This is a genomic window from Petrimonas sp. (genome assembly GCF_963921705.1).
GTDB lineage: Bacteria > Bacteroidota > Bacteroidia > Bacteroidales > Dysgonomonadaceae > Petrimonas > Petrimonas sulfuriphila.
The window spans coordinates 810909-832802 of record NZ_OY997410.1 but is presented as its reverse complement, the minus strand read 5'-3'; the positions used below and the strand labels follow the sequence as shown (position 1 = coordinate 832802).

Below are 21894 nucleotides of genomic sequence, written 5' to 3'. Positions count from 1 at the left end.
CAAAAAAAACGGGAGATTTCTATTTAAATCTTCCTACATTTGTGCAGTTTTTCAAATCACTTTTGGACGTATGGAGCAAAAACCAAAAAGAAAAGGCAGAAAAATTTTTCTATGGGCAATACTTTCCCTGTTGCTGATAGTAATTACAGGGGTAGTTGTTGTCAGAAAAACCATTTTCAAGCCATTCAGCCTGGAAGAAACGGTGTACATTTATATTGATAACGAGAAGAACTACGAAGAGGTAATCACCCAATTAAAAAAAGCGGACCTGCCGTCGGAGCAGCTCTTCAGGATCTTGTCGGAAAGGATGAACTATCCCAGCAACATAAAAACTGGAAGATATGCCGTTAAAGACGGGATGACCATGCCCGACGTGATTCGCATGCTGCGTGCCGGAATTCAAACACCGGTAAAACTCACGTTCAACAATGTCCGTACCAAGGAAGACCTGGCCGGTAGAATCTCACAGCAACTGATGATGGACAGCACCCTATTGGTAAACGCACTGAATGACCCGGAAAAAATAAAAGAGGTCGGGTTTGACGAAAACACGCTGACGGCCCTGTTTATCCCCAACACCTATGAAGTGTACTGGGACACAAGCATTGACCATTTCCTCAACCGGATGAAAAAGGAATACGATCGCTTCTGGAGCGACGCACGGAAAAGTAAAGCGGAAAAAATCGGATTATCACCGGTGCAGGTTTCTACACTGGCATCGATTGTGGAAGAAGAGGCCACCTACTCCGACGAATATCCGGTTGTGGCCGGATTGTATCTCAACCGGTTAAAAAAAGGGATGCGGCTTGAGGCTGATCCGACGGTGAAATTTGCCGTTGGCGATTTCTCGTTGCGGCGTATCTTGTTCCGTCACCTGGAAGTGGAATCACCTTATAACACCTACAGGAATACCGGATTACCACCCGGGCCAATCCGAATACCATCCATCCAGGCTATTGACGGAACCTTGTCTCCACAACAGCACAATTATCTTTTTATGTGCGCCAAAGAAGATCTGTCGGGCAGGCATAATTTTGCGGCCACTCACGCAGAGCATTCGCGCAATGCAGCGCGTTACCAGCGGGCGCTCAATGAAAGGGGTATCTTTTAAAACACCTCAGAAAGTTATCTCGTCGGGGTGGATACCCGTCCGGTAATTTCTGTCGAGAGACCGGATGAACTGCATTTCTTCCGGGGTGAGTTCAAAATCAAAGATATCCAGGTTCGCTTGCTGTCGTTCTTGGCTGGACGATTTGGGAATAGCAATCACTCCACGTTGAAGATCCCACCTCAACACGACCTGAGCGGGTGACTTTCCATACCTCTCCCCTATTTCCTGCAATACCTGCTCTTTGAGAAGAGGGACCTTATTGCTTCCCAACGGGCTCCAGGCTTCACAAATGATCCCGTTTTCCGCACAGAAACCGACTAAATCATCCAACACCACATAAGGATGCATCTCGACCTGGTTCACAGCCGGTGGGATGTTTGCCTCTTCCAGAATTGTTTCAAGATGATGTTGCAGGTGGTTGCTTAATCCAATGGCTTTCGCTTTCCCCGAAGCGTAGATTTTCTCCATTTCCCGCCAGGTGGAAACAAGCTTTCCTTTTACGGGCCAGTGGATCAGATAAAGATCGATGTAGCCAATATTCAACAGTTGCATGCTCCTGTCGAAAGCCTGCGGAACAGCTTCTTTCATCACATCATCCCCCCAAAGTTTGGTGGTAACAAAAATCTCTTCACGCGGTATTCCGCTCTCACGAATAGCTTTGCCGATCGGAGCTTCGTTGCCGTATAAAGTTGCCGTGTCAATATGTCTGTAACCTATATCCAAAGCCGTCCTTATAGCACGATAAACATCATTATCTGTTTTCCCAATTCTGTAGGTTCCTAGACCCAGCATAGGTATTTTGATACCGTTATTCAATAAAGTATATTCCATGTTTATACGTTTTTCAACCGTTTTATCACATTGTCCTTATCCCGGTATATTTGATCAATAAGCTGTTGGATACTTTCAAATTTTTCATCCCCACGGATGAAATCGATAAATTCAACCGTCAACGACTCGTTGTACAGGTCTCCGTCGAAATCGAAAATATTCACTTCAACACTGATCTCCGTTCCGTTTTGCAAGGTCGGGCGCGTACCGACATACAACATTCCCTGATGTATTTTATCCCTAAAGTGAACCAAGACGGCGTAAACCCCCAATAGAGGGACGACCTTGTATTTCTCCCACGCTTTCACATTGGCAGTCGGAAAGCCGATGGTCCGCCCCACCTGATAACCTTCCACTATTTTTCCCGACAGGGTATAATTGTAAGTCAGCAATTGATTGGCCTTCGCAATTTCGCCCTTCATCAACAAACGCCTGATCCGGGAAGAGCTCACATCTTCGCCATCTACACGCATTTCCGTAGCCTGAATAATATTCATCCCTACAGCCTTGCCATATAATACATACTCCTTGATGCCCTCTTCCCGGTTGTGTCCGAACCGGTGATCGTAACCCACCAACATAGTATGGACATGAATCTTCTCTTTCAGTACCCGGGTAATAAATTCACTGGCCGTCAACTTCGACAGCTCCACGGTAAACGGCAGACTGATGCAATAATCTACTCCTGTTGCAGTCAACTGCTCCAGTTTTTCTTCATAACCGCAAAGCAATTTAGGCTGATAATCAGCGTGCAGTACCTTTCTCGGATGTACAGGAAAAGTGACCACGGCTGATGGCAGACCTAGCCGGTCAGCTTCCGTTTTTACCTGTTCTATCAGGTGCCGGTGGCCGATGTGAACTCCATCAAAAAAGCCCAGGGTAGCGACGACCTCAGGTAGTTCCGTTTCAATTCTATGGGTTAAATCAATGACTTGCAAAATTCCTCCTTTTTGTGAGTATTCTTAACGCCTGAACGTTGCTTTTAGTTTTGGCATGTAATAAAAGACCCCGAAACAGAATTTCGAGGTCTCACAGCTGTCTGTGCTGTATGCTAGATTACGCCAAACTTCCTGAACATTTTTTCAATATGATCTATGGCGTAGTCAATTTGTTCGTATGTATGTGTTGCCATCAACGAGAAACGGAGAAGGGTTTCGTTGGGTGCAACAGCAGGCGGAACAACCGGATTCACAAAAATACCTTCTTCAAACAGTTGTTTCGTAATGGCAAATGTTTTCTCATCGCTGCGGATATAGAGCGGAATAATCGGTGTAGATGTAGGCCCTACCTCGAACCCGCGGTCTTTGAATTGTTGAATGGTGTAATGCGTCAGCTCCCACAAATTCTTTATCCTTTCGGGTTCCGCACGCAAGATATCCAGGGCCGCAGATGCAGCAGCAGTCGCAGCAGGTGTTATGCTCGCGCTAAAAATATAGGTCCGGGCATTGTGCCGCAGGTAGTTGATCGTGTGATAATCCCCGGCGATGAACCCACCGATAGAGGCCAGGGATTTGCTGAAAGTCCCCATAATAAGGTCCACATCGGGTAGTAATCCGAAATGGTCGCAAGTGCCCTTCCCGTTGTACCTCCTCCCCAAAACTCCCAGTCCGTGCGCTTCATCTACCATGATGTTGGCGTTATACTTTCTGGCCAGCTTAACGATTCCCGGCAAATCCGCCAGGTCCCCCTCCATACTGAATACGCCATCTACCACAATCAGTTTCACCTTGTTGGGATCGCAACGCTTCAGTTGCCTTTCGAGCGATACCATATCGTTGTGACGGAATTTGAACTTGGTTGAGAAAGAGACACGAATACCTTCGATAATGGAGGCGTGGTTCCGTTCATCCCATATGATGTAATCCTCTCGTCCGGTAATCGCACCCAGGACACCTTCGTTGACAGTGAATCCGGTGGAGAAAACGATAGCGTCATCTTTTCTTAAAAAATTAGCCAACTTACGCTCGAGTTCTATATGAATATCCAGTGTCCCGTTTAAAAAACGTGAACCTGCCATACCTGTTCCGTATTTTTGGGTGGCTTCAACAGCCGCTTCCTTTACTTTGGGATGATTGGTGAGCCCCAGGTAAGCGTTTGACCCAAACATCAACACTTTCTTACCGTTGATAACTACCTCCGTGTCCTGATCGCTTTCGATAACCCTGAAATATGGATAAATGCCTGCCGCTTTAAATTTCTGCGGGGCATCATATTTCATCATCTTCTCTTTTAACAGATTCATCAGATAAAAATTAAAATGAGTTTGGATATTTTATCTATTTCCAATAAAAACCAGGATACAAAGATACGAATATTTCTCATAATGCGAAGTGGGCAGGTAAAAATATACTTTCAAATCAAAACAACTGATAATATGACACTTGACCTCTTTTACCTTTTTGTTTCAGGTTATTGAAAACCCGGTCGAGTGGCACAAAAAGCAAAACCAAACGTAAACATTTTCATGAGAAAAACGTTTAACAGGGTAGGATTAACGAATTATTAAAAAAACAAACACTATGGTAAGTAAAAATTTAGAAAAAGCTATCAACGAGCAAGTTAATGCAGAGTTCTGGTCAGCCTATCTGTATCTGTCCATGTCGGCTCATTTCGCCAATGAAGGATTGATGGGATTTGCTAACTGGTTTAAAGTACAGTTTCAGGAAGAACAAGACCACGCCCTCAAATTCATGGATTACCTGATTGCCAAAGGCAACAAGGTGGAGTTGAAACCGATTGAGAAAGTAGATACCTCATGGGAATCTATATTAAAAGCTTTCGAAGACACCCTGGCACACGAAAAAGTGGTGACCGGACTGATTAACAATCTGGTAGGCTTAGCCAGGAGCGAAAACGACTATGCGACCGAAAACATGCTTCAATGGTTTGTAAACGAGCAGGTTGAAGAAGAAGAAACCGCGCAGGGAATGATCGACAGCCTGAAACTGATCGGCACCAACGGCTTCGGAATCTATACAATGGACAAAGAACTGGCACAACGCAGCTATACTCCGCTTAACACCGCTACAACTGGTGCATAGTTTTTTCAACCAGACACACTCAGGAGCCTTCTTCGCCGAAAGGCTCCTTTTTTGTTTGGTTAACTTTTTAGCGAAGAGAGTCTCTGAATAAACTTTTTAGGTTAAACTTCATCTAACATCCTGTCCTTTATCGGACTTTAGCAAGTACAAGTATAATGCATATTAAAAACTTGAAAATGGAAAGAAAATACAAAAAGCTCTTCAAATGCATGGTGCTCGACGCTATCGGTATGGCGTCAGCAGCCCTACCCGTCATCGATGTTGTGTGGGCACCCATCGCGGCATCTATCAGCTACAGGATGTTCGGGGAGAAAAGGGGAAAATACACATCCGTTATCACCTTTATTGAAGAAATACTACCCGTTACCGATGTAATTCCATCGTTTACTATTTTTTGGTTTTTATTCGATTTTCTGGGTGTCGGGAAAGAAGCCAAAACGGCCAATCCCCCTGTGGATACAGATTTTGTCGAAATCAACTGATACCGTTATAATTTTATGAATTTACGAAAACTAACCGGCTGCCTGATCCTTTTCTTTACCCTGACAGCCTGCGCGAACACAACAGGGGAGACAAACGCGCTATTGTGGAAAATCTCGGGAAACGGCCTTGAATTCCCGTCCTACCTGTTTGGAACACACCACTTGGTCCCGTTGTCGTTTTTAGACAGCATCATCGGCCTGGAAGAAGCGTTCGAAGCGACTGAACAAACAGTGGGTGAGCTCGATATGAGCAAAATGAGTGAGATGCAAATAAAGATCATGGGTGCTGCCATTATGCCCAACGAGTACGACTACCGAACACTTATAAGCGAAGCTGATTTTCAGTTGCTCGACAAAACACTGAAAGAGCTTACCGGTATCGGACTGGATCAGCTTGGCAGAATGAAACCGGCCATGCTGAGCAATTTGATTTCCGTCTCTTTATATCAGAAATATTACCCTGCTCTATCAGGGAGCACAAGCATCGATCAGCACTTCCAGGAAGAAGCGGCCAGGCGTTCCCGTCCCGTACGCTCTTTGGAAACGGCCGAAGAACAAATTCGCCTATTGTTGGGCACGCAAACCATCGAAAGGCAGGCCGAACTGCTTACTTGCATGGTGAATCATCCCGGGATACTGAAAGAGCAAATGGACAGGTTGCAAACGGCGTACATGGCTCAGGACATTAACGCGGTGAACGCTTTGTACGAAGAGGAGTTGCCCGGAGATCCCTGCCCCGGCACCCCGGAAGAAAAAGACGCGATGAACAAGGACCGGAACGAGAGGTGGTTAAAACTCCTTCCGGATATTGTGCGGGAAAAACCATCGTTCATCGCTGTCGGATGCCTTCACCTGGTGGGTAAAGACGGACTGATCGTGGGACTGCAGAAGATGGGATACCGGGTTGAGCCGGTGAAATAGGCAAAACCTAGGTCCGTCTCTCTAGCAAGACCACATTCTCCACGTGATGGGTTTGCGGAAACATATCCACCGGCTGCACGCGGGCGACCCGGTATTTACTGTCCAGCAGGTTGAGGTCACGCGCCTGGGTGGCAGGATTGCAACTTACATAAACAATCCGCTGCGGTTCGGCAAAAAGAATGGCCCCGATCACATCGTCATGCATCCCGGCTCGGGGAGGATCCGTGATAATCACATCGGGACGGCCATGCTCACGAATAAAATCTACCGTCAGGATTTTTCTCATATCTCCGGCAAAAAACGACGTGTTTTCGATATTATTGTTGCGTGAATTTTTTCGCGCATCCTCGATAGCCTCTTCCACAAATTCAATCCCGATAACTTTTCCAGCATTTCGCGCGACAAAATTGGCAATGGTTCCCGTTCCGGTATAAAGATCATACACCCGCTCACTGCCCGACAGCCCGGCAAACTCCCGCGCAACTTTATACAGGCTGTAAGCCTGACGACTATTGGTCTGGTAAAATGATTTCGGGCCTATTTTAAATTGCAGGCCTTCCATTTCTTCCACAATATACTCACGCCCTTTCCAACAGATCACTTCCTGGTCGGTAATGGTGTCATTGGCCTTCCGGTTAATGATGTAGAGCAGCGAAGTGATTTGCGGAAACTTGCCGGCTAGAAAATTCAGGAGCATCTCCCTTTTTTCAGCATCATCTTCGTAAAACACTACAATAACCATCCACTCTCCAACAGAGGTGTTGCGCAGGATAAGCGTACGCATCAGCCCGGACTGGTTGCGGAGGTCGAAAAACGAGAATTTGTTTTTCAGGCAAAAATCCCGGGCAGCATTCCGTATCTGGTTAGACAGGTCGTCCTGCAACCAGCATTTGTTTATATCAAGCACTTTATCGAACATACCGGGGATATGGAACCCCAACGCATCCATCTGCCTGGGCTCACTCCCGGAGCTAATCTCCTTCTCCGTCAGCCACCGTTTGTCTGAAAATGTGAATTCAAGTTTGTTCCGGTAAAAAGTGGTTTCCGGAGCACCCAGAATGGGTGAAATTTCCGGCAATTCTACCTTGCCGATGCGCGTCAGGTTATCCTCAACCTGTTTTTGTTTGTATTTCAACTGTTCCCCATAAGGCAGGATCTGCCACTTACAGCCCCCGCATGTTCCAAAATGTTCGCAAAAAGGGTCCGCCCTGTTTTCGGAAAACGATTCAAACCGGGTCACTTTGCCTTCAGCGTAATTACTTTTCTTTTTGGTGATCTGTATATCGGCCACATCACCGGGAACGGCATACGGGACAAAAACCGTCATTCCGTCCACCCGGGCAATTGCTTTGCCTTCTGCCGCTACACCGGTAACAGGTACCTTTTCCAATAAAGGAAGTTGCTTTCTCTTTTTTGCCATTGCCTATTTTACTAAAATCTCTATCCTGCTACTTTGCACTCCTTTTGCTTTTGCCTCCAGCACGATCGTTCCCGATTCTTCTCCGGCCTGCACCAACGCAGTAAGCTGTCCGCTGAAAAGCTTCATTCTGGGGAGTTGGAACGATTCCAGACTGGCTGCATTTCCATTGGCAACAGCTTTAAATACACCGGCACCTTTTACCGTAAAAGAAATTTCCCTGTCTTCAACCGGGCAGAAATTTCCAGCTTTATCCACAAGCTTCACGTTGACGAACGAAATGTCCTCGCCGTCAGCGTTAATCACGTTGCGATCGGCCTGCATAACAACGCGATACGGTTTTCCAGCGGTACGCACTTCTTTCTCGGCAACCGCTTTTCCGTTGTTGTCGTACGCCACCACCTTCACCGTTCCCGGTTCATAACGGGTATCCATCCACATCAACCGGTAGCGCTTCTGCCGTTCGAAACTCTTTTGCGCTTCTGTCGTATAACTTCCTTCAAGCGGGACAGACAGTTCCTTAGTACGTTTTCCCTGGCTTTTCCCGTTGATAAACAACTCTGCCGACAGATAACTGGTGTACACAAAAACGGGCGTCACTTCCCCTTCACGCCCTTCCCAATTCCAGTGGGGCAGGATGTGCAGCGTTTCTTCCTCTTTATTCCAGTGGCTGCGATAGAGATAAAAACGGTCCTTGGGAATTCCCGCCAGATCAACCGCGCCAAAAAGGGAGCTGTGACTGGGCCACGCGCTGTAGTATGGCGTCGGTTCTCCCAGGTAATCGATGCCCGTCCAGATAAACTCTCCGATGGTATACGGCAAATCTTCGTGTTGAATAAAATCATCCTCAGGAAGATTCGACCAACCGCAATGCTCTACATCGTATGAAGAGGCCTGATGATCATCGTACTGCGCCATGGATTTACGCTCCACCGGAAACTTGTATACCCCTCGGGAACTAAGCGTAGATGCCGTTTCACTGCCTAAGATTACCTGTTGCGGTAAGCGGTCGTACGCCTCCTGATAACGAAACGGACGATAATTGAATCCTGGAACCTCCATCACGGCCCCCATGTTGTTGGAAAGCACATGGTCGGGACGGTCCATTCCGTTGGTTACCGGACGAGTCGGGTCTTCGCGGTGGCAAATATCTTGCAGGAAACGTGCCACCCTTGAACCGTGCTTGTTACTTTGCTCCTCTACTTCATTGCCTATGCACCACATCACCACACTGGGATTGTTCCGATAATGATGCAGCACGTTCGTCAGGTCCTTCTCCGCCCACTCGTTAAAATAGCGGTTGTAGCCGTTTTTCACTTTCGGAATGGCCCATTCGTCAAACGTTTCCACCATCAGCATCATTCCCATTTCATCGGCAATCCGAACATATTCAGGTGCAGGCATATTGTGTGAAGTGCGGATAGCATTTACACCCATATCCTGCATCGTACGGATCTGGCGACGGATGGCAGCTTCGTTCACTGCAGCCCCCAGCGGTCCCAAATCGTGATGCAGGCATACACCCTGAAATTTTATCTTCTCGCCATTCAGGTAAAAACCGTCGTTGGGCTTAATCTCCAGGGTACGTATGCCGAAAGGCGTGGTGTACTCGTCAACCAATTGATTGTTTTCGTAGAGCCTGGACACCGCCGTATACAGGTTCGGCTGTTTAATCCCCCACAATTGGGGATTTTCCACGGCCAGGTTTTGTGAAAATTCACCCATGTCGGCTTTAGAGAGCGTATTCTCTGCGGAAGCGATTGTATTGAACGACTTGTCCCGGATCTCGGTAACCAGTTTCAGGTTGCCTTCTCCGGAGGCATGTACCCGGGTGCGGACATTCACACGCGCAACATCTTTTTCCACAACAGGCGTTGTAACGTAAGTCCCCCAGATGGGAATGTGTGTCTTGTCCGTAACGATCAGGTGAACGTTTCGGTAGAGTCCCGCACCGGGATACCAGCGCGATTGTTCTTCAAAATTTTCGAGGCGGACTGCAAGCACATTCTCCTTTCCATCGTTGTTTATAAGACCGGTAATATCAAGATAAAACGTGTTGTATCCGTTCGGCCAATATCCAGCCTCTTTCCCGTTGACGTAAACTCGGGCATTGCTCATTGCCCCGTCGAACTGAATTGTCACCCGCTTGTCACCGGTGAAATCCGGAATCGAGAATCTATTCCTGTACCATCCGACACCGGTGAAAGGAAGTCCGCCCGTTCTTCCGTAATGTTCGGTCGCTTTTGTCTGACCGTCCTGGACAATAGCCATCCGGTGGATATCGTTAGACCGGTCAAACGGGCCGTAAATAGCCCAATCGTGGGGCACCTCCACCGACTGCCAAGAGGCATCGTTGAAATTTATTCCCGAGGCAGATGCGTTGTCTTCACGCGAAAACTTCCAGCCTTTTTTTAACGTTAATTGTACACGGGTTTGCGCTTCAGCAGAAAAAGTCACTGCTAGATAAAACAGAACCATCAAAAGTTGAGCTATCCTCATAAAAAGTAATTTTATTGTATTGAGTTAGTAAAATTCAGTAAAAATGTTCAATCCAGAGGTTTGGTCATATTCCCGGGTTTCACCCATTCATCGAAGTCTTCGGCGGTAACATAACCCAACCGCACCGCCTCCTCCTTTAAGGTGGTTCCGTTTTTGTGAGCAGCTTTGGCTATCTCGGCCGCCTTGTAGTAACCGATTTTTGTATTCAAGGCCGTTACAAGCATCAAGGAATTATTCACCAATGCCTTGATTCTTCCTAAGTTCGGCCTTATTCCTGAAACGCAATGTTCATTGAAAGATACGGCGGCATCTCCAAGAAGGCGGGCGCTCTGTAAGAAGTTCGCCGCCATAACCGGTTTAAAAACATTTAATTCAAAATGGCCCTGCATGCCGGCGACACCTATCGTCACATCGTTTCCCAGGATTTGTGCGCAAACCATCGTTACAGCTTCTGCCTGAGTAGGATTCACCTTCCCCGGCATGATGGAAGAACCCGGCTCATTGGCAGGGATCGTTATCTCTCCAATTCCACTTCGTGGCCCGGATGCAAGCATACGGATATCATTGGCTATCTTGTTAAGCGAAACCGCCACCTGTCTCAATGCTCCGTGCGTTTCAACCAGGGCATCGTGTGCGGCAAGTGCTTCGAATTTATTTTTTGCAGTCACGAAAGGCAACCCTGTAAACTCCGCTATGTATTTTGCTGCGAGGACATCGTAATTTCTGGGAGCATTCAGGCCGGTCCCTACCGCGGTTCCGCCAAGAGCCAGTTCGGCCAGGTGAGTCAAGGTGGTTTCAATGGCTTTTATACCGTATTCCAGCTGAGCAGCATATCCACTGAACTCTTGTCCCAATGTCAGGGGGGTAGCATCCATAAAGTGAGTACGCCCGATCTTGACCACTTCTTCCGTTTCGATGGATTTAACAGCAAGTGTTCTTTGTAAACCACGCAATCCCGGCAAGGTAACCTCAACAATTTTTTTATAGCAGGCAATGGACATCGCCGTTGGAAACGTATCGTTGGATGACTGCGATTTATTTACATCATCGTTCGGGTGAAGGGGCTTCTCTCCATCGCCGACTTCCCTCCCGGAAATCTGATAAGCGCGGTTGGCAATCACTTCGTTTACGTTCATGTTGCTTTGCGTTCCAGAGCCGGTCTGCCAGATAACCAAAGGGAACTGATCGTCCAGCTTCCCCTCCAGTATTTCATCACACACTTGCGCAATCAGGTCCCGTTTTTCCTGCGACAACACCCCCAGCTCGCAATTGGCGTACGCAGCACTTTTTTTCAGGTACGCAAATCCATAAATAATATCCAGGGGCATGGAAGCAGGCGCTCCTATTTTAAAATTGTGGAGCGAACGTGCGGTTTGCGCACCCCAGAGTTTATCAGCAGGAACTTTTACCTCCCCCATCGTATCTTTCTCAACCCTGTATTTTATTTTGGATTTTTTAGAATTCATCCCTTTTCTGATTTTCTTTATTTAACTTTTGTACCCGTTACTGCTACGGCCAAATCTTCCAACAGACGATATATTGTGCCTCATTCCCCAAGTCAGTAAAAAGGCAGACCTGCCCTTTCCTTCAAAGCCTGATAACCAAACAGCGTCCAACCTTATTAATGCGAGTAGATAATCAGGATGGAAACATCTTCTGTATATCACTGAACCAAATAGACCGCACGCTGTAGCAAAGAAACAATTTTTTACTCAACAGACCAAATTCAAGTTTAACAGCTATACCTTTTTATTATAAAAAATAATATAAAATTATTGAACAATTTGCCGGGATTTTCGTTTATTTCTTACAAAAATAGTTCCCTTTTTTTGCGGTAAAATCCCGGTATCACTTTTTAATAACACTCACATGAAAAAAACAGCTTTATTATCCCTGTTGGCACTGATGATTATAGGTGGTGTCAACGCACAACAAATTAACAGACAATCGAATGCCGCTGACGGGCTGCTGTCGGGAGGAAAAACCATCCTAAAGGCCAATGTCCTGGGGTGGGCGACTCGGAATTTCGGGTTCTACGGAGAACAGATCATTAGCAAAAACATCAGCGCCGTACTGGGAGTGAACATTATGCCCCAGGGCGGGGTCCCTTATATCAGCCGTTTTTCAGATGATCCTCAACTCGAAGACATCCGGATTGGCACGTTCTCCTTTACACCCGAGGTGCGTTTTTACTTAAGCAGATCCGGCTACGGTAAAGGCTTCTATATTGCCCCATACTACAAATACGAACGCTTTAAAGCTTCAAACCTCTTAATAGAATTTGAAGATCAGAATAGTGTGCCGCAAGAAATTAACCTTAAGGGTAATTTGAATACCCACAGTGGGGGAGCAATTATCGGAATACAATGGTTAGCCGGGAAAAAGAAAAGGATCGCGCTTGACTGGACAATCATTGGTGCTCACTACGGCACGAATAAAGCCCTATTTAACGGAACTTCCAGCCATGAAATGTCTGCAGAAGAGCAAGCAAGCCTGAAACAGGAGATTATAAAGAACCTGAACGACATTGAAATTGGAGGGAAAAAAATTGCGGAGGTAGAGCGTGTTGATGTCTCTTCCACTTCGGCAGAAGCAAAGACCAAAGGCCCGTGGGCTTTTATCCGCTCTTCTTTCTCTATAGGATACAGGTTTTAAATGTAAGAAACATTTTTTAAATGTTAAAGTTTGAAAAATACATTGCTTTTTATTTTTTTAAACCTACATTTGCAGCAAAATAATTGGAATATGAACATTTCTCTTGCTAACGGATATTGGTGGCGCTACTTACAACTCAACCGGTCGTAAGGGAAGCAGTCGTATCTATAGCAAGAACTCAATAACAATAAACATAGAAGAGCCTGTCGCACCTGCGACAGGCTCTTTTCATTGGTATCAAACAAAAAAAACAGTATATGCAGAATTTTTCAGTAGATAAGTCCGGATTTTACGGTGAATTTGGCGGAGCCTATATTCCTGAAATCCTTCACAGATGCGTTACCGAATTGCAGGACGCCTATCTCAGAATCCTGGAAAGCGAATCGTTTAAAAAAGATTTTGACCAGCTTCTCCGGGATTACGTAGGCAGGCCTTCTCCGCTTTACCGGTCTGGGTACCTTTCCGGTAAACACGGATGCAGCATCTACCTCAAACGGGAAGACTTAAACCATACCGGGGCACACAAGATCAACAATACAATCGGCCAGATTCTTGTCGCCAAACGATTGGGGAAAACCCGGATTATTGCAGAAACGGGTGCCGGGCAGCACGGTGTGGCAACCGCTACCGTTTGTGCGTTGATGCAGATGGAATGTATTGTTTATATGGGAAAAACCGATGTGGAACGCCAAGCCGTAAACGTCAAGAAGATGCAGATGCTGGGCGCAACGGTCGTTCCGGTTACTTCGGGGAACATGACGTTGAAGGATGCTACCAACGAAGCCATCCGCGACTGGTGCTGCAACCCGACGGACACACATTATATCATCGGATCCACCGTTGGGCCTCACCCCTATCCCGATATGGTAGCCCGGTTACAATCAGTCATCAGTGAAGAGATCAGGAAGCAGCTGATGGAAAAGGAAAACCGTGCCGTTCCCGATTATCTTTTCGCCTGCGTGGGAGGGGGAAGCAACGCTGCGGGAACCATCTATCACTTCCTGAACGATGATGCGGTGAAAATCGTACTCGCCGAAGCAGGCGGCAAGGGAATCGACAGCGGAGAAACGGCAGCCACCATACAAATGGGCTCTATTGGAATTATCCACGGGTGCAAAACGTTGGTTATGCAAACGGAAGACGGACAAATCACGGAACCTTATTCCATTTCCGCCGGGCTGGACTATCCGGGTATTGGGCCCATCCACGCCCACCTGACAACTACCCGGCGGGCACAGGTAGTTGCCGTAAACGATGACGAAGCCCTAAAAGCCGCTTTCGAACTTACGCGTTATGAAGGCATTATCCCTGCATTGGAGTCGGCTCACGCACTCGCTGCGCTCGATAAAATCACTTTCAAACCGTCCGACATAGTTGTCCTGACACTTTCGGGAAGGGGGGATAAAGACCTGGAGACTTACTTTAAACAGATTGATGCAGATTGATTTAAGATTGAAAACAGGTTGTTGTATACAGTCTGGAAATCAATCTCTTTCAATCTCTTTCAATCTCTTTCAATCTAAAAAATATGACTTACAAATTCACAACAAACTGCAAAAAGGTCATGGGCGACCTGCATACACCGGTAAGCCTTTATCTGAAAATCCGGGATGCCTTTCCCCAATCGGCATTGCTCGAAAGTTCCGATTATCATGCCAACGAAAACAGCACGTCGTACATCGGGCTGAATCCCATGGCGCATATCGACATAAACCGGGGCGAGTGCATCGAAACCTATCCCGACGGGAACACCGTCAGGAACAGGATATCCGGAGAGTTTACCATTTCCGGGGCATTAAACAATTTCATCAACAACTTCTGCATAAACGGCGACAACTCCTCCCTGACGGGGCTTTTTGGCTATACTACGTTCAACTGTGTGAAATATACCGAGGGGATCAACGTCAAGGAGAGTACCGAGGACCGTAACGACGCCCCCGACATGCGGTATATCCTCTATAAATACCTGATGGTTTTTAATCATCAGAAAGACGAACTGCTGCTGATCGAACTGCTTGGCAATGGAGAGGAAAGCAAACTCTACAAGGTGGAGAGCCTTATCAATGCCCGGAATTTTGCATCGTACGACTTTTTTATTCACGGTCAGGAATCGAGCCCCATTACCGACGACCGGTTCAAGTCTTATGTCCGGCAGGGCATTGAACACTGCCACCGGGGCGATGTGTTTCAGATCGTTCTCTCGCGACGCTTCGTGCAGGAATTTTCGGGAGACGACTTTAAGGTTTACCGCGCACTGCGAACCATCAACCCGTCCCCCTATCTCTTCTACTTTGATTTCGGCGGTTTTCGCATTTTCGGTTCTTCACCCGAAACACATTGTCAGATCAAGGGTAAAACCATCAGCATAGACCCTATTGCCGGAACGGCTAAGCGAACAGGGAACCTTCAGGAGGACGCGGAAGCTACCGAACGCCTCAAAAGCGACCCGAAAGAAAATGCCGAACACGTGATGCTAGTCGATCTGGCCCGGAACGACCTGAGCCGAAACGCACACAAAGTAAAACTCGATTTTTACCGGCAAGTACAGTTTTATTCGCATGTCATTCATTTGGTCTCCCGCGTAAGCGGCACGCTCGATGAGGACGTTAATCCCGTCCAGGCGTTTTTCGATACCTTCCCGGCCGGGACATTATCGGGAGCACCCAAGGTGAGGGCCATGCAACTGATATCGGAGATCGAGGAACACAACCGCGGGGCATATGGCGGCTGCATCGGGTTTATCGGATTTAACGGCGATATCAACCAGGCCATAACCATCCGCACGTTTGTAAGCCGGAATAACCAGCTCTGGTATCAGGCAGGCGCAGGGATTGTATCGCAGAGCATCGAAGAGAACGAGCTCCAGGAAGTTAAAAACAAACTGGGGGCCTTGAAGAAAGCAATTGACCTCGCGGAGAAGTTGAATAATGTGTGAAGCTAAAACTGTCTAACTGTCTTAAAAAAATGAAAATTCTGATATTCGATAATTACGATTCCTTCACCTACAACCTGCGACACGTCGTCCGGGAGCTTGGGTACACCGATATAGACGTTATCCGGAACGATAAAATCGATCTGGACGATGTGGATAGATACGACAAAATCATTCTTTCACCCGGTCCGGGAATTCCGGAGGAAGCAGGAGACCTGTTACCGCTAATCCACCGATATGCGCCGGGCAAAAGCATGCTGGGGGTTTGCCTGGGGCATCAGGCGATCGGATTGTCCTTTGGCGCCACCCTCGAGAATACTCCCCTGGTGCACCACGGCCTGCAAACACCCATCAGGATGGTAGGCAGCGATTATATCTTCGATGCCCTCCCAACCCGGATAGAAGTGGGGCGGTACCATTCCTGGATTGTATCGGACAAAAACTTTCCCTCCCATCTGGAGATTACGGCCACAGATGAATCGGGCAACATAATGGCTTTGAAGCACAAAACATTAGACGTTCACGGCGTTCAGTTTCATCCCGAATCTGTCCTTACCCCGTTGGGCACGGAAATCATAAAAAACTTTTTAGAAAAATGAAACATATACTTGTCAAACTACTGGATTATCAGTACCTGAGCCGCGACGAATCGCGCGAATTATTGATAGCAATCGTGAGGGGAGAAGTGCCCGACACACAGGTGGCGGCACTTATCACCATATTTCTGATGCGCAGCATTTCGGTAGAAGAAGTGCTCGGTTTCCGCGAAGCGCTGGTGGAGATGCGGGTTCCCGTCGACCTAAAAGAGTACAAGGCCATTGATATTGTAGGTACTGGTGGCGATGGGAAAAACACGTTCAACATTTCCACTTCGGCCTGTTTTGTAGTTGCCGGAGCCGGATACCCCGTTGTGAAACACGGAAATTACGGTGCCACTTCGGTCAGCGGCTCGAGCAACGCCATGGAACAGCAAGGGGTCAAATTCACAACCGACATCCACGTCCTGAGAAAAAGCATCGAGGCCACTAACATCGCGTACCTTCACGCGCCTTTCTTCAGCCCTGCCCTAAAAGCGGTCGCCCCGGTGAGGAAAAGTCTGGGCGTGAGAAACTTTTTCAATGTACTCGGACCGCTCATCAACCCTTCCGATCCGGAGTATCAGTTGCTGGGCGTCTACGATTTATCGATGTCGCGGCTGTACAGCTATATTTACCAGGCAAGCCGAAAAAAATTCGGTATCGTTCACAGCCTGGACGGTTATGATGAAATTTCACTCACCGGGCAATTCAAAGTGGTGACCAACAAGGGAGAACAACTTTTTATGCCCGAAGAGCTGGGGTTTAATCGTGTGAGACAGGAAGAAATTTTCGGAGGAAACACAATCGAAGATGTGGTTTCTGTATTCAACAGGGTACTCAACTGTACGGCAACGCAACCCCAGATGGATGTGGTTATTGCCAATGCCGCATTTGCCATTCAGATCATCGAAAACAAAAAACCGATTGCGGAGTGTATTGAGATTGCCAAAAACTCGTTGTACGGGAAAAAGGCATTGAATGCGCTCAAGAAATTCGTGGAAATAAACAGATAAACCACCCATATGAAAGATATTCTAAATGAAATAATCGCCCACAAACGGAACGAAATAGCGGCACAAAAAAACAGCATACCTTATTCCCTGCTGGAACGGGAACTGGCAGACTGCCATTTACCCGTCTATTCCCTCAAGGATGCGTTGCTGCAATCCAGTACAGGAATCATTGCAGAGTTTAAACGCCGTTCGCCAAGCAAGGGATGGATAAATCAACATGCCAACGCAGGGAATGTAACTAAAGGATATGAGGTTGCCGGAGCCACTGCACTATCGGTACTGACCGATTCAACCTATTTTGGCGGCACGCTTGCCGATTTGCAGCATGCAGCCCGACAGGCAAAAATACCGGTAATACGCAAAGAATTTATCATAGACGAATACCAGATCCTGCAAGCCCGGTTATCGGGTGCAAGCGCCATCTTACTTATTGCTGCAGCACTGAGCATAGAAGAAACGCATCGGTTTATCCGGTTATCGAAACAACTGGGTTTGGAGGTTTTACTGGAGCTTCATGATGAGAAGGAAATTGAATACACTTCTCCCGAAACCACCATTATCGGCATCAACAACCGGAACCTGGGTACTTTCGTAACGGACCTGAAAAAGTCGTACAGAATGGTAGAGTTGTTGCCTCGGGATGCCGTCTGGGTATCGGAAAGCGGAATTTCAAACCCAGAAACGGTAAAAGAGTTACGCAAAGCCGGATACCGGGGATTTCTTATCGGAGAAAACTTCATGCGATCAGCTAATCCCGGTGCAAGCCTGGAAGAATTTATAAAAGGAGTGCTACAATAACAAAATATACACATGAAATTAGTTAAAGTATGCGGGATGCGCGAAGCAACCAACATCCGCGAAGTAGAACAAGCGAGAGCGGATTGGATAGGATTTATTTTTTATCCGGAATCACCGCGTTTTGTGCATGAGGTTCCGGACTATTTACCCAGGAAAGCCAAACGGGTAGGTGTCTTCGTGAACGCATCGAAAGAAAAGATCAACGAAACGGCATCGCTTTTCGGATTGGATCTGGTACAGCTTCATGGCAATGAATCGCCCGAATTTTGTGAGAATATACGCCGAAGCGGGGTAAAAGTAATCAAATCCTTCCGGGTCGGCGATGAATTCAAGGAGGAAGAGGTGGAGCCCTATCACGGCAAATGCGACTATTTTCTGTTCGATACCCAAACATCGTTGTACGGCGGTTCGGGGGAGAAATTTAACTGGGAGACTCTTTTAAATTACCGTGGTAATACGTTTTTTTTACTGAGCGGCGGCATAACACCGGGCGATGCAGAAGCATTAAAAACTTTCTCGTACCCGAAATGCATCGGAGTAGATATCAACAGTAAATTTGAAATCAGCCCCGCTGTTAAAGACGCAAAGTTGGTTAAACAGTTTATTAAAGTCATAAAAAATCCGGGAAACAAGATAGACAACAAAACATTATTAATTTAATAATTATGAACAGAATAGATGAGTTATTTCAACGAAAAAAGAACAACATTTTATCCGTCTATTTCACGGCCGGATTCCCCAACCTCAGTGACACCGTTCCGGTCATTCAATCGCTCGAAAAAAACGGTGTGGAACTGATTGAAATAGGCATCCCTTTCAGCGACCCTATGGCAGACGGTCCCGTCATCCAGGCGTCGGGGACACAGGCACTCAAGAATGGCATGAGCCTTCGGGTGCTCTTCGAGCAACTCTCGCGGGTCCGCTCGTCGGCGCAGATCCCTCTGGTATTGATGGGTTACCTGAACCCCATTCTTCAATTCGGCTTTAACACATTCTGCTCCGAAGCGCAACGCTGCGGGATCGACGGGATCATCATTCCCGATTTACCGTTTGCCGAATACATGAGGGAGTATAAAGCCGTTGCCGAAAAACACGGATTGCGTATGATTATGCTCATCACTCCGGAAACGTCGGAAGAACGCATCCGTTTAATTGACAAAAATACTGGCGGGTTTATCTATATGGTCTCGTCGGCATCGGTTACCGGAGCAAAAACCGGTTTCGGGGAAGACAACCTGCAATATTTTAAGCGCGTTAACGCTATGAACCTCAGGAACCCCAGGCTTATCGGGTTCGGCATCTCCAACAAAATCACCTTCGATGCGGCTTGTGAACATGCTTCGGGAGCCATTATCGGCAGTAAGTTCGTCTCCTTGCTCGGAAGTGAAAAATCGGTGGAGGCTGCGGTACAAAAATTGAAAAAATCTATTGCCAATTATTAATGGGAAATTCTCAATATTCACCTACCTTTGCATGATTTTTCGGACAAATACAGCCCACATTACATTTCATGCTTTTTCAATCACACATTGGCGAGATCGCTTCGATACTGACGGCAATCTGCTGGACGCTGAGCGCCCTTTTTTTTCAAAGAGCGGGAGCGAAAGTCGGTTCGCTGTCGGTAAACATCATCCGGATTTTCCTGGGAATTTTGTTTCTGGGAGTCACCACGTTCTTCACCCGCGGGATGTTCTTCCCTATGGATGCCACTCCGTACAATTGGTTCTGGCTAGGGTTATCAGGCGTGGTGGGCTTCTTTCTGGGCGACCTGTTCCTCTTTAAGTCCTACACCCTGATCGGTTCGCGCACCTCGCAGCTTATCATGAGCCTGGCGCCGATGATAACGGCAATTATCGGCTGGCTTTTTCTGTCGGAAATACTGCCAGTAAAAAGTATCCTGGGGATTATTGTCAGCATTTCGGGAATTATGATTGCCGTCGCTGGCAAAAAACTGAAACTCAATATTCCGCTCAAGGGTTTCCTCTATGCGCTTGGCGGCGCTTTAGGGCAAGCCGTCGGGTTGGTGTTGAGTAAAAAAGGGATGGGCGATTACGATGCCATTGCGGCAACGCAGATAAGGGCTATTTTCGGATTTGTTTGCTTCTTTTTGCTGGTCACTTTTTTGAAACGGTGGCGAAGGGTCTCCCTGGCCGTGAAAGACCGGACAAGCATGAAGTCCATCACCCTGGGAGCTGTTTTCGGGCCGTTCGTGGGCGTAACGCTATCGCTATATGCCGTGCAGCATACCCATACCGGCATTGCCGCTACGTTGATGGCACTGGTTCCCATTTTTATCATTGTGCCTTCGGCCATCATGTTCAACGAAAAAATCACCGCCCGCCAGGTAATCGGGGCAGTAATCAGTATTGCCGGGGCAAGCATCTTCTTTCTGTGAGAAAGCTTACCTTGGAACAGTGTTTTTACCGCCCGGATAAGGTGGTATCTGAATGCGCTTAGATGTATATGACATAGATCCTACAAACCCGATTCCGTTGTGTACGTTGGAGTAGGTAACCCTAGGTTCGGAGATAACATCAAACTCTTCGTCGTAATTCCACTTTTCAACCGATTTCAGGTACGAATAATAATCGTGAGACAGCGTGTAAATCCACACCTCGATTGGCGGATTTTTCACTTCGTGACTTAAATATTCCGGTTTCTCCCCCTCCTTTTCCGGTTTGGTGTGTTCCACCTTCACCGTGTATAGTTCTCCGGTGGAGACATTTAACGTATAGGCATTCTCTGTAAACAAGTTATCCGTAAAAACAGATGAACTATTTGTGGAGTAATTGTTATTGAACAGCTTTTCTAGAAAAAGGTTTTTAGGATCTCTCGCAAAAATGGGATCATCCTGTGTTTCGACAGGCAAGTTAAAAGGATAATCTTTATACTCCGTATTTTCCGCAATGATCCTCAAAAGAAAATAATGTGCCACATCGTTTTTTTGTTTTCGAACCCCAATATGCAAGCGCATCCTCCGATAAAACGGCTCGTAAAATATTTCCGGAACTGGAATATAATATCCGCCGTACCCCCATCCGCTGTCTGAATTCCAGGAATACTCGCCGTATGGATTCCAGTAGAATCCGAACGTATTGTTGCCTGTTGCCGGTACGAAAAACGTTGCCGTATCCACTTTTTCAATCGCAGCCGGTGTGGGAATAACGGTCTCCACCCATGCGGTCTCGAGGCCTGGTGCCGAAGCCTTAATCTTAACCCGGTCGCCGACTTTAACGTGTGACTCGGAACGGAAATAAGAATTTCCTCTTCGAGCCCGGTACTTGGCAGTATCTATGGTGAAGCGTTGCAGTTTTTCAACAAATGTATCGTTAACGTGCAATTCCACCGAAACATCTTTCAAATAAGGCGCAGTGCTGTCGGTATCGGTGAACAAGAAACTTTTGCTGACAGCAACGCTTATTGGCTTATCGGGTTCAACAACTCCATTCATCACAATAAGCGGCTTTTCATCGGAAAAATTCACTTCAAGCATACGCTCACACGACAGCAATAGAATCGTTGTTATCAGAAACGAAATATATTTTCTCTTCATTTTAGAATCTGTCTTGAATTTTATATTTCTATTTATTTCTACTTTCTTCACGTGTCGAGAGAC

20 protein-coding genes are annotated in these 21894 nt (G+C 46.9%); 13 read left to right on the top strand and 7 right to left on the bottom strand.

The genetic code is table 11. The features are described 5' to 3' along the window. Positions 1 to 70 precede the first annotated feature (70 nt). Positions 71 to 1111: an endolytic transglycosylase MltG gene (gene mltG, locus AACM02_RS03535; protein ID WP_339116085.1), complete on the top strand. Its 1041-nt coding sequence runs from the start codon at positions 71 to 73 to the stop codon at positions 1109 to 1111. A 6-nt stretch (positions 1112 to 1117) separates the two neighbouring features. On the opposite strand, the gene AACM02_RS03530 is transcribed toward mltG, so the two are convergent. From AACM02_RS03530 to AACM02_RS03520, 3 genes are all read right to left on the bottom strand, one after another. Continuing rightward, complete coding sequence (locus AACM02_RS03530) at positions 1118 to 1942, bottom strand: aldo/keto reductase (protein ID WP_214062611.1); 825 nt, start codon at positions 1940 to 1942, stop codon at positions 1118 to 1120. A gap of 2 nt (positions 1943 to 1944) precedes the next feature. Next, on the bottom strand, positions 1945 to 2880 hold the full coding sequence (locus AACM02_RS03525; RefSeq protein WP_339116084.1) for a bifunctional riboflavin kinase/FAD synthetase: 936 nt from the start codon (positions 2878 to 2880) through the stop codon (positions 1945 to 1947). Positions 2881 to 2993: 113 nt separating this feature from the next. Further along, the gene (locus tag AACM02_RS03520) at positions 2994 to 4184 is read right to left on the bottom strand and encodes a serine palmitoyltransferase (protein WP_214062613.1); all 1191 of its coding nucleotides are present in this window, start codon (positions 4182 to 4184) and stop codon (positions 2994 to 2996) included. A 277-nt stretch (positions 4185 to 4461) separates the two neighbouring features. Between AACM02_RS03520 and AACM02_RS03515 the strand changes: the two genes are divergently transcribed. The 3 genes from AACM02_RS03515 (at position 4462) to AACM02_RS03505 (ending at position 6386) form a co-directional block, all read left to right on the top strand. Continuing rightward, entirely contained in the window at positions 4462 to 4983 is a 522-nt protein-coding gene (locus tag AACM02_RS03515) for a ferritin (protein ID WP_214062676.1), read from the top strand. A 176-nt stretch (positions 4984 to 5159) separates the two neighbouring features. After that, on the top strand, positions 5160 to 5465 hold the full coding sequence (locus tag AACM02_RS03510; protein ID WP_339116083.1) for a hypothetical protein: 306 nt from the start codon (positions 5160 to 5162) through the stop codon (positions 5463 to 5465). A 15-nt stretch (positions 5466 to 5480) separates the two neighbouring features. Continuing rightward, positions 5481 to 6386, top strand: coding sequence for a TraB/GumN family protein (locus AACM02_RS03505; protein ID WP_339116082.1), 906 nt, complete (start codon positions 5481 to 5483; stop codon positions 6384 to 6386). 7 nt (positions 6387 to 6393) lie between these two features. Here AACM02_RS03505 and rlmD read toward each other — a convergent pair whose 3' ends face one another. The 3 genes from rlmD to fumC form a co-directional block, all read right to left on the bottom strand. Further along, a complete protein-coding gene (gene rlmD, locus AACM02_RS03500; protein ID WP_339116081.1) occupies positions 6394 to 7806 on the bottom strand; it encodes a 23S rRNA (uracil(1939)-C(5))-methyltransferase RlmD in 1413 nt (470 codons plus the stop codon). 3 nt (positions 7807 to 7809) lie between these two features. Further along, entirely contained in the window at positions 7810 to 10281 is a 2472-nt protein-coding gene (locus AACM02_RS03495) for a DUF4982 domain-containing protein (RefSeq protein ID WP_339117423.1), read from the bottom strand. 68 nt (positions 10282 to 10349) lie between these two features. Continuing rightward, positions 10350 to 11747, bottom strand: coding sequence for a class II fumarate hydratase (gene fumC, locus AACM02_RS03490; protein ID WP_339117422.1), 1398 nt, complete (start codon positions 11745 to 11747; stop codon positions 10350 to 10352). A gap of 424 nt (positions 11748 to 12171) precedes the next feature. Between fumC and AACM02_RS03485 the strand changes: the two genes are divergently transcribed. The 9 genes from AACM02_RS03485 (at position 12172) to AACM02_RS03445 (ending at position 20673) form a co-directional block, all read left to right on the top strand. Continuing rightward, complete coding sequence (locus tag AACM02_RS03485; protein WP_214062237.1) at positions 12172 to 12957, top strand: DUF3575 domain-containing protein; 786 nt, start codon at positions 12172 to 12174, stop codon at positions 12955 to 12957. Between the two features lie 257 nt (positions 12958 to 13214). Further along, entirely contained in the window at positions 13215 to 14402 is a 1188-nt protein-coding gene (trpB, locus tag AACM02_RS03480) for a tryptophan synthase subunit beta (RefSeq protein WP_339116080.1), read from the top strand. 83 nt (positions 14403 to 14485) lie between these two features. After that, the gene (locus AACM02_RS03475) at positions 14486 to 15892 is read left to right on the top strand and encodes an anthranilate synthase component I family protein (RefSeq protein WP_339116079.1); all 1407 of its coding nucleotides are present in this window, start codon (positions 14486 to 14488) and stop codon (positions 15890 to 15892) included. A gap of 29 nt (positions 15893 to 15921) precedes the next feature. After that, positions 15922 to 16488: an aminodeoxychorismate/anthranilate synthase component II gene (locus tag AACM02_RS03470; protein ID WP_339116078.1), complete on the top strand. Its 567-nt coding sequence runs from the start codon at positions 15922 to 15924 to the stop codon at positions 16486 to 16488. Then, entirely contained in the window at positions 16485 to 17480 is a 996-nt protein-coding gene (gene trpD, locus AACM02_RS03465) for an anthranilate phosphoribosyltransferase (protein ID WP_339116077.1), read from the top strand. Before AACM02_RS03470 ends, trpD begins: the two co-directional genes overlap by 4 nt. Before the next feature lie 9 nt (positions 17481 to 17489). Further along, the gene (gene trpC, locus AACM02_RS03460) at positions 17490 to 18278 is read left to right on the top strand and encodes an indole-3-glycerol phosphate synthase TrpC (protein WP_332455989.1); all 789 of its coding nucleotides are present in this window, start codon (positions 17490 to 17492) and stop codon (positions 18276 to 18278) included. Positions 18279 to 18290: 12 nt separating this feature from the next. Further along, positions 18291 to 18938, top strand: coding sequence for a phosphoribosylanthranilate isomerase (locus tag AACM02_RS03455; RefSeq protein WP_332455988.1), 648 nt, complete (start codon positions 18291 to 18293; stop codon positions 18936 to 18938). A 5-nt stretch (positions 18939 to 18943) separates the two neighbouring features. After that, a complete protein-coding gene (gene trpA / locus AACM02_RS03450; protein WP_332455987.1) occupies positions 18944 to 19720 on the top strand; it encodes a tryptophan synthase subunit alpha in 777 nt (258 codons plus the stop codon). Positions 19721 to 19788: 68 nt separating this feature from the next. After that, the gene (locus AACM02_RS03445) at positions 19789 to 20673 is read left to right on the top strand and encodes a DMT family transporter (protein WP_214062504.1); all 885 of its coding nucleotides are present in this window, start codon (positions 19789 to 19791) and stop codon (positions 20671 to 20673) included. Between the two features lie 6 nt (positions 20674 to 20679). Here AACM02_RS03445 and AACM02_RS03440 read toward each other — a convergent pair whose 3' ends face one another. Further along, positions 20680 to 21831, bottom strand: coding sequence for a DUF4249 family protein (locus AACM02_RS03440; protein ID WP_339116076.1), 1152 nt, complete (start codon positions 21829 to 21831; stop codon positions 20680 to 20682). Between the last annotated feature and the right edge of the window lie 63 nt (positions 21832 to 21894).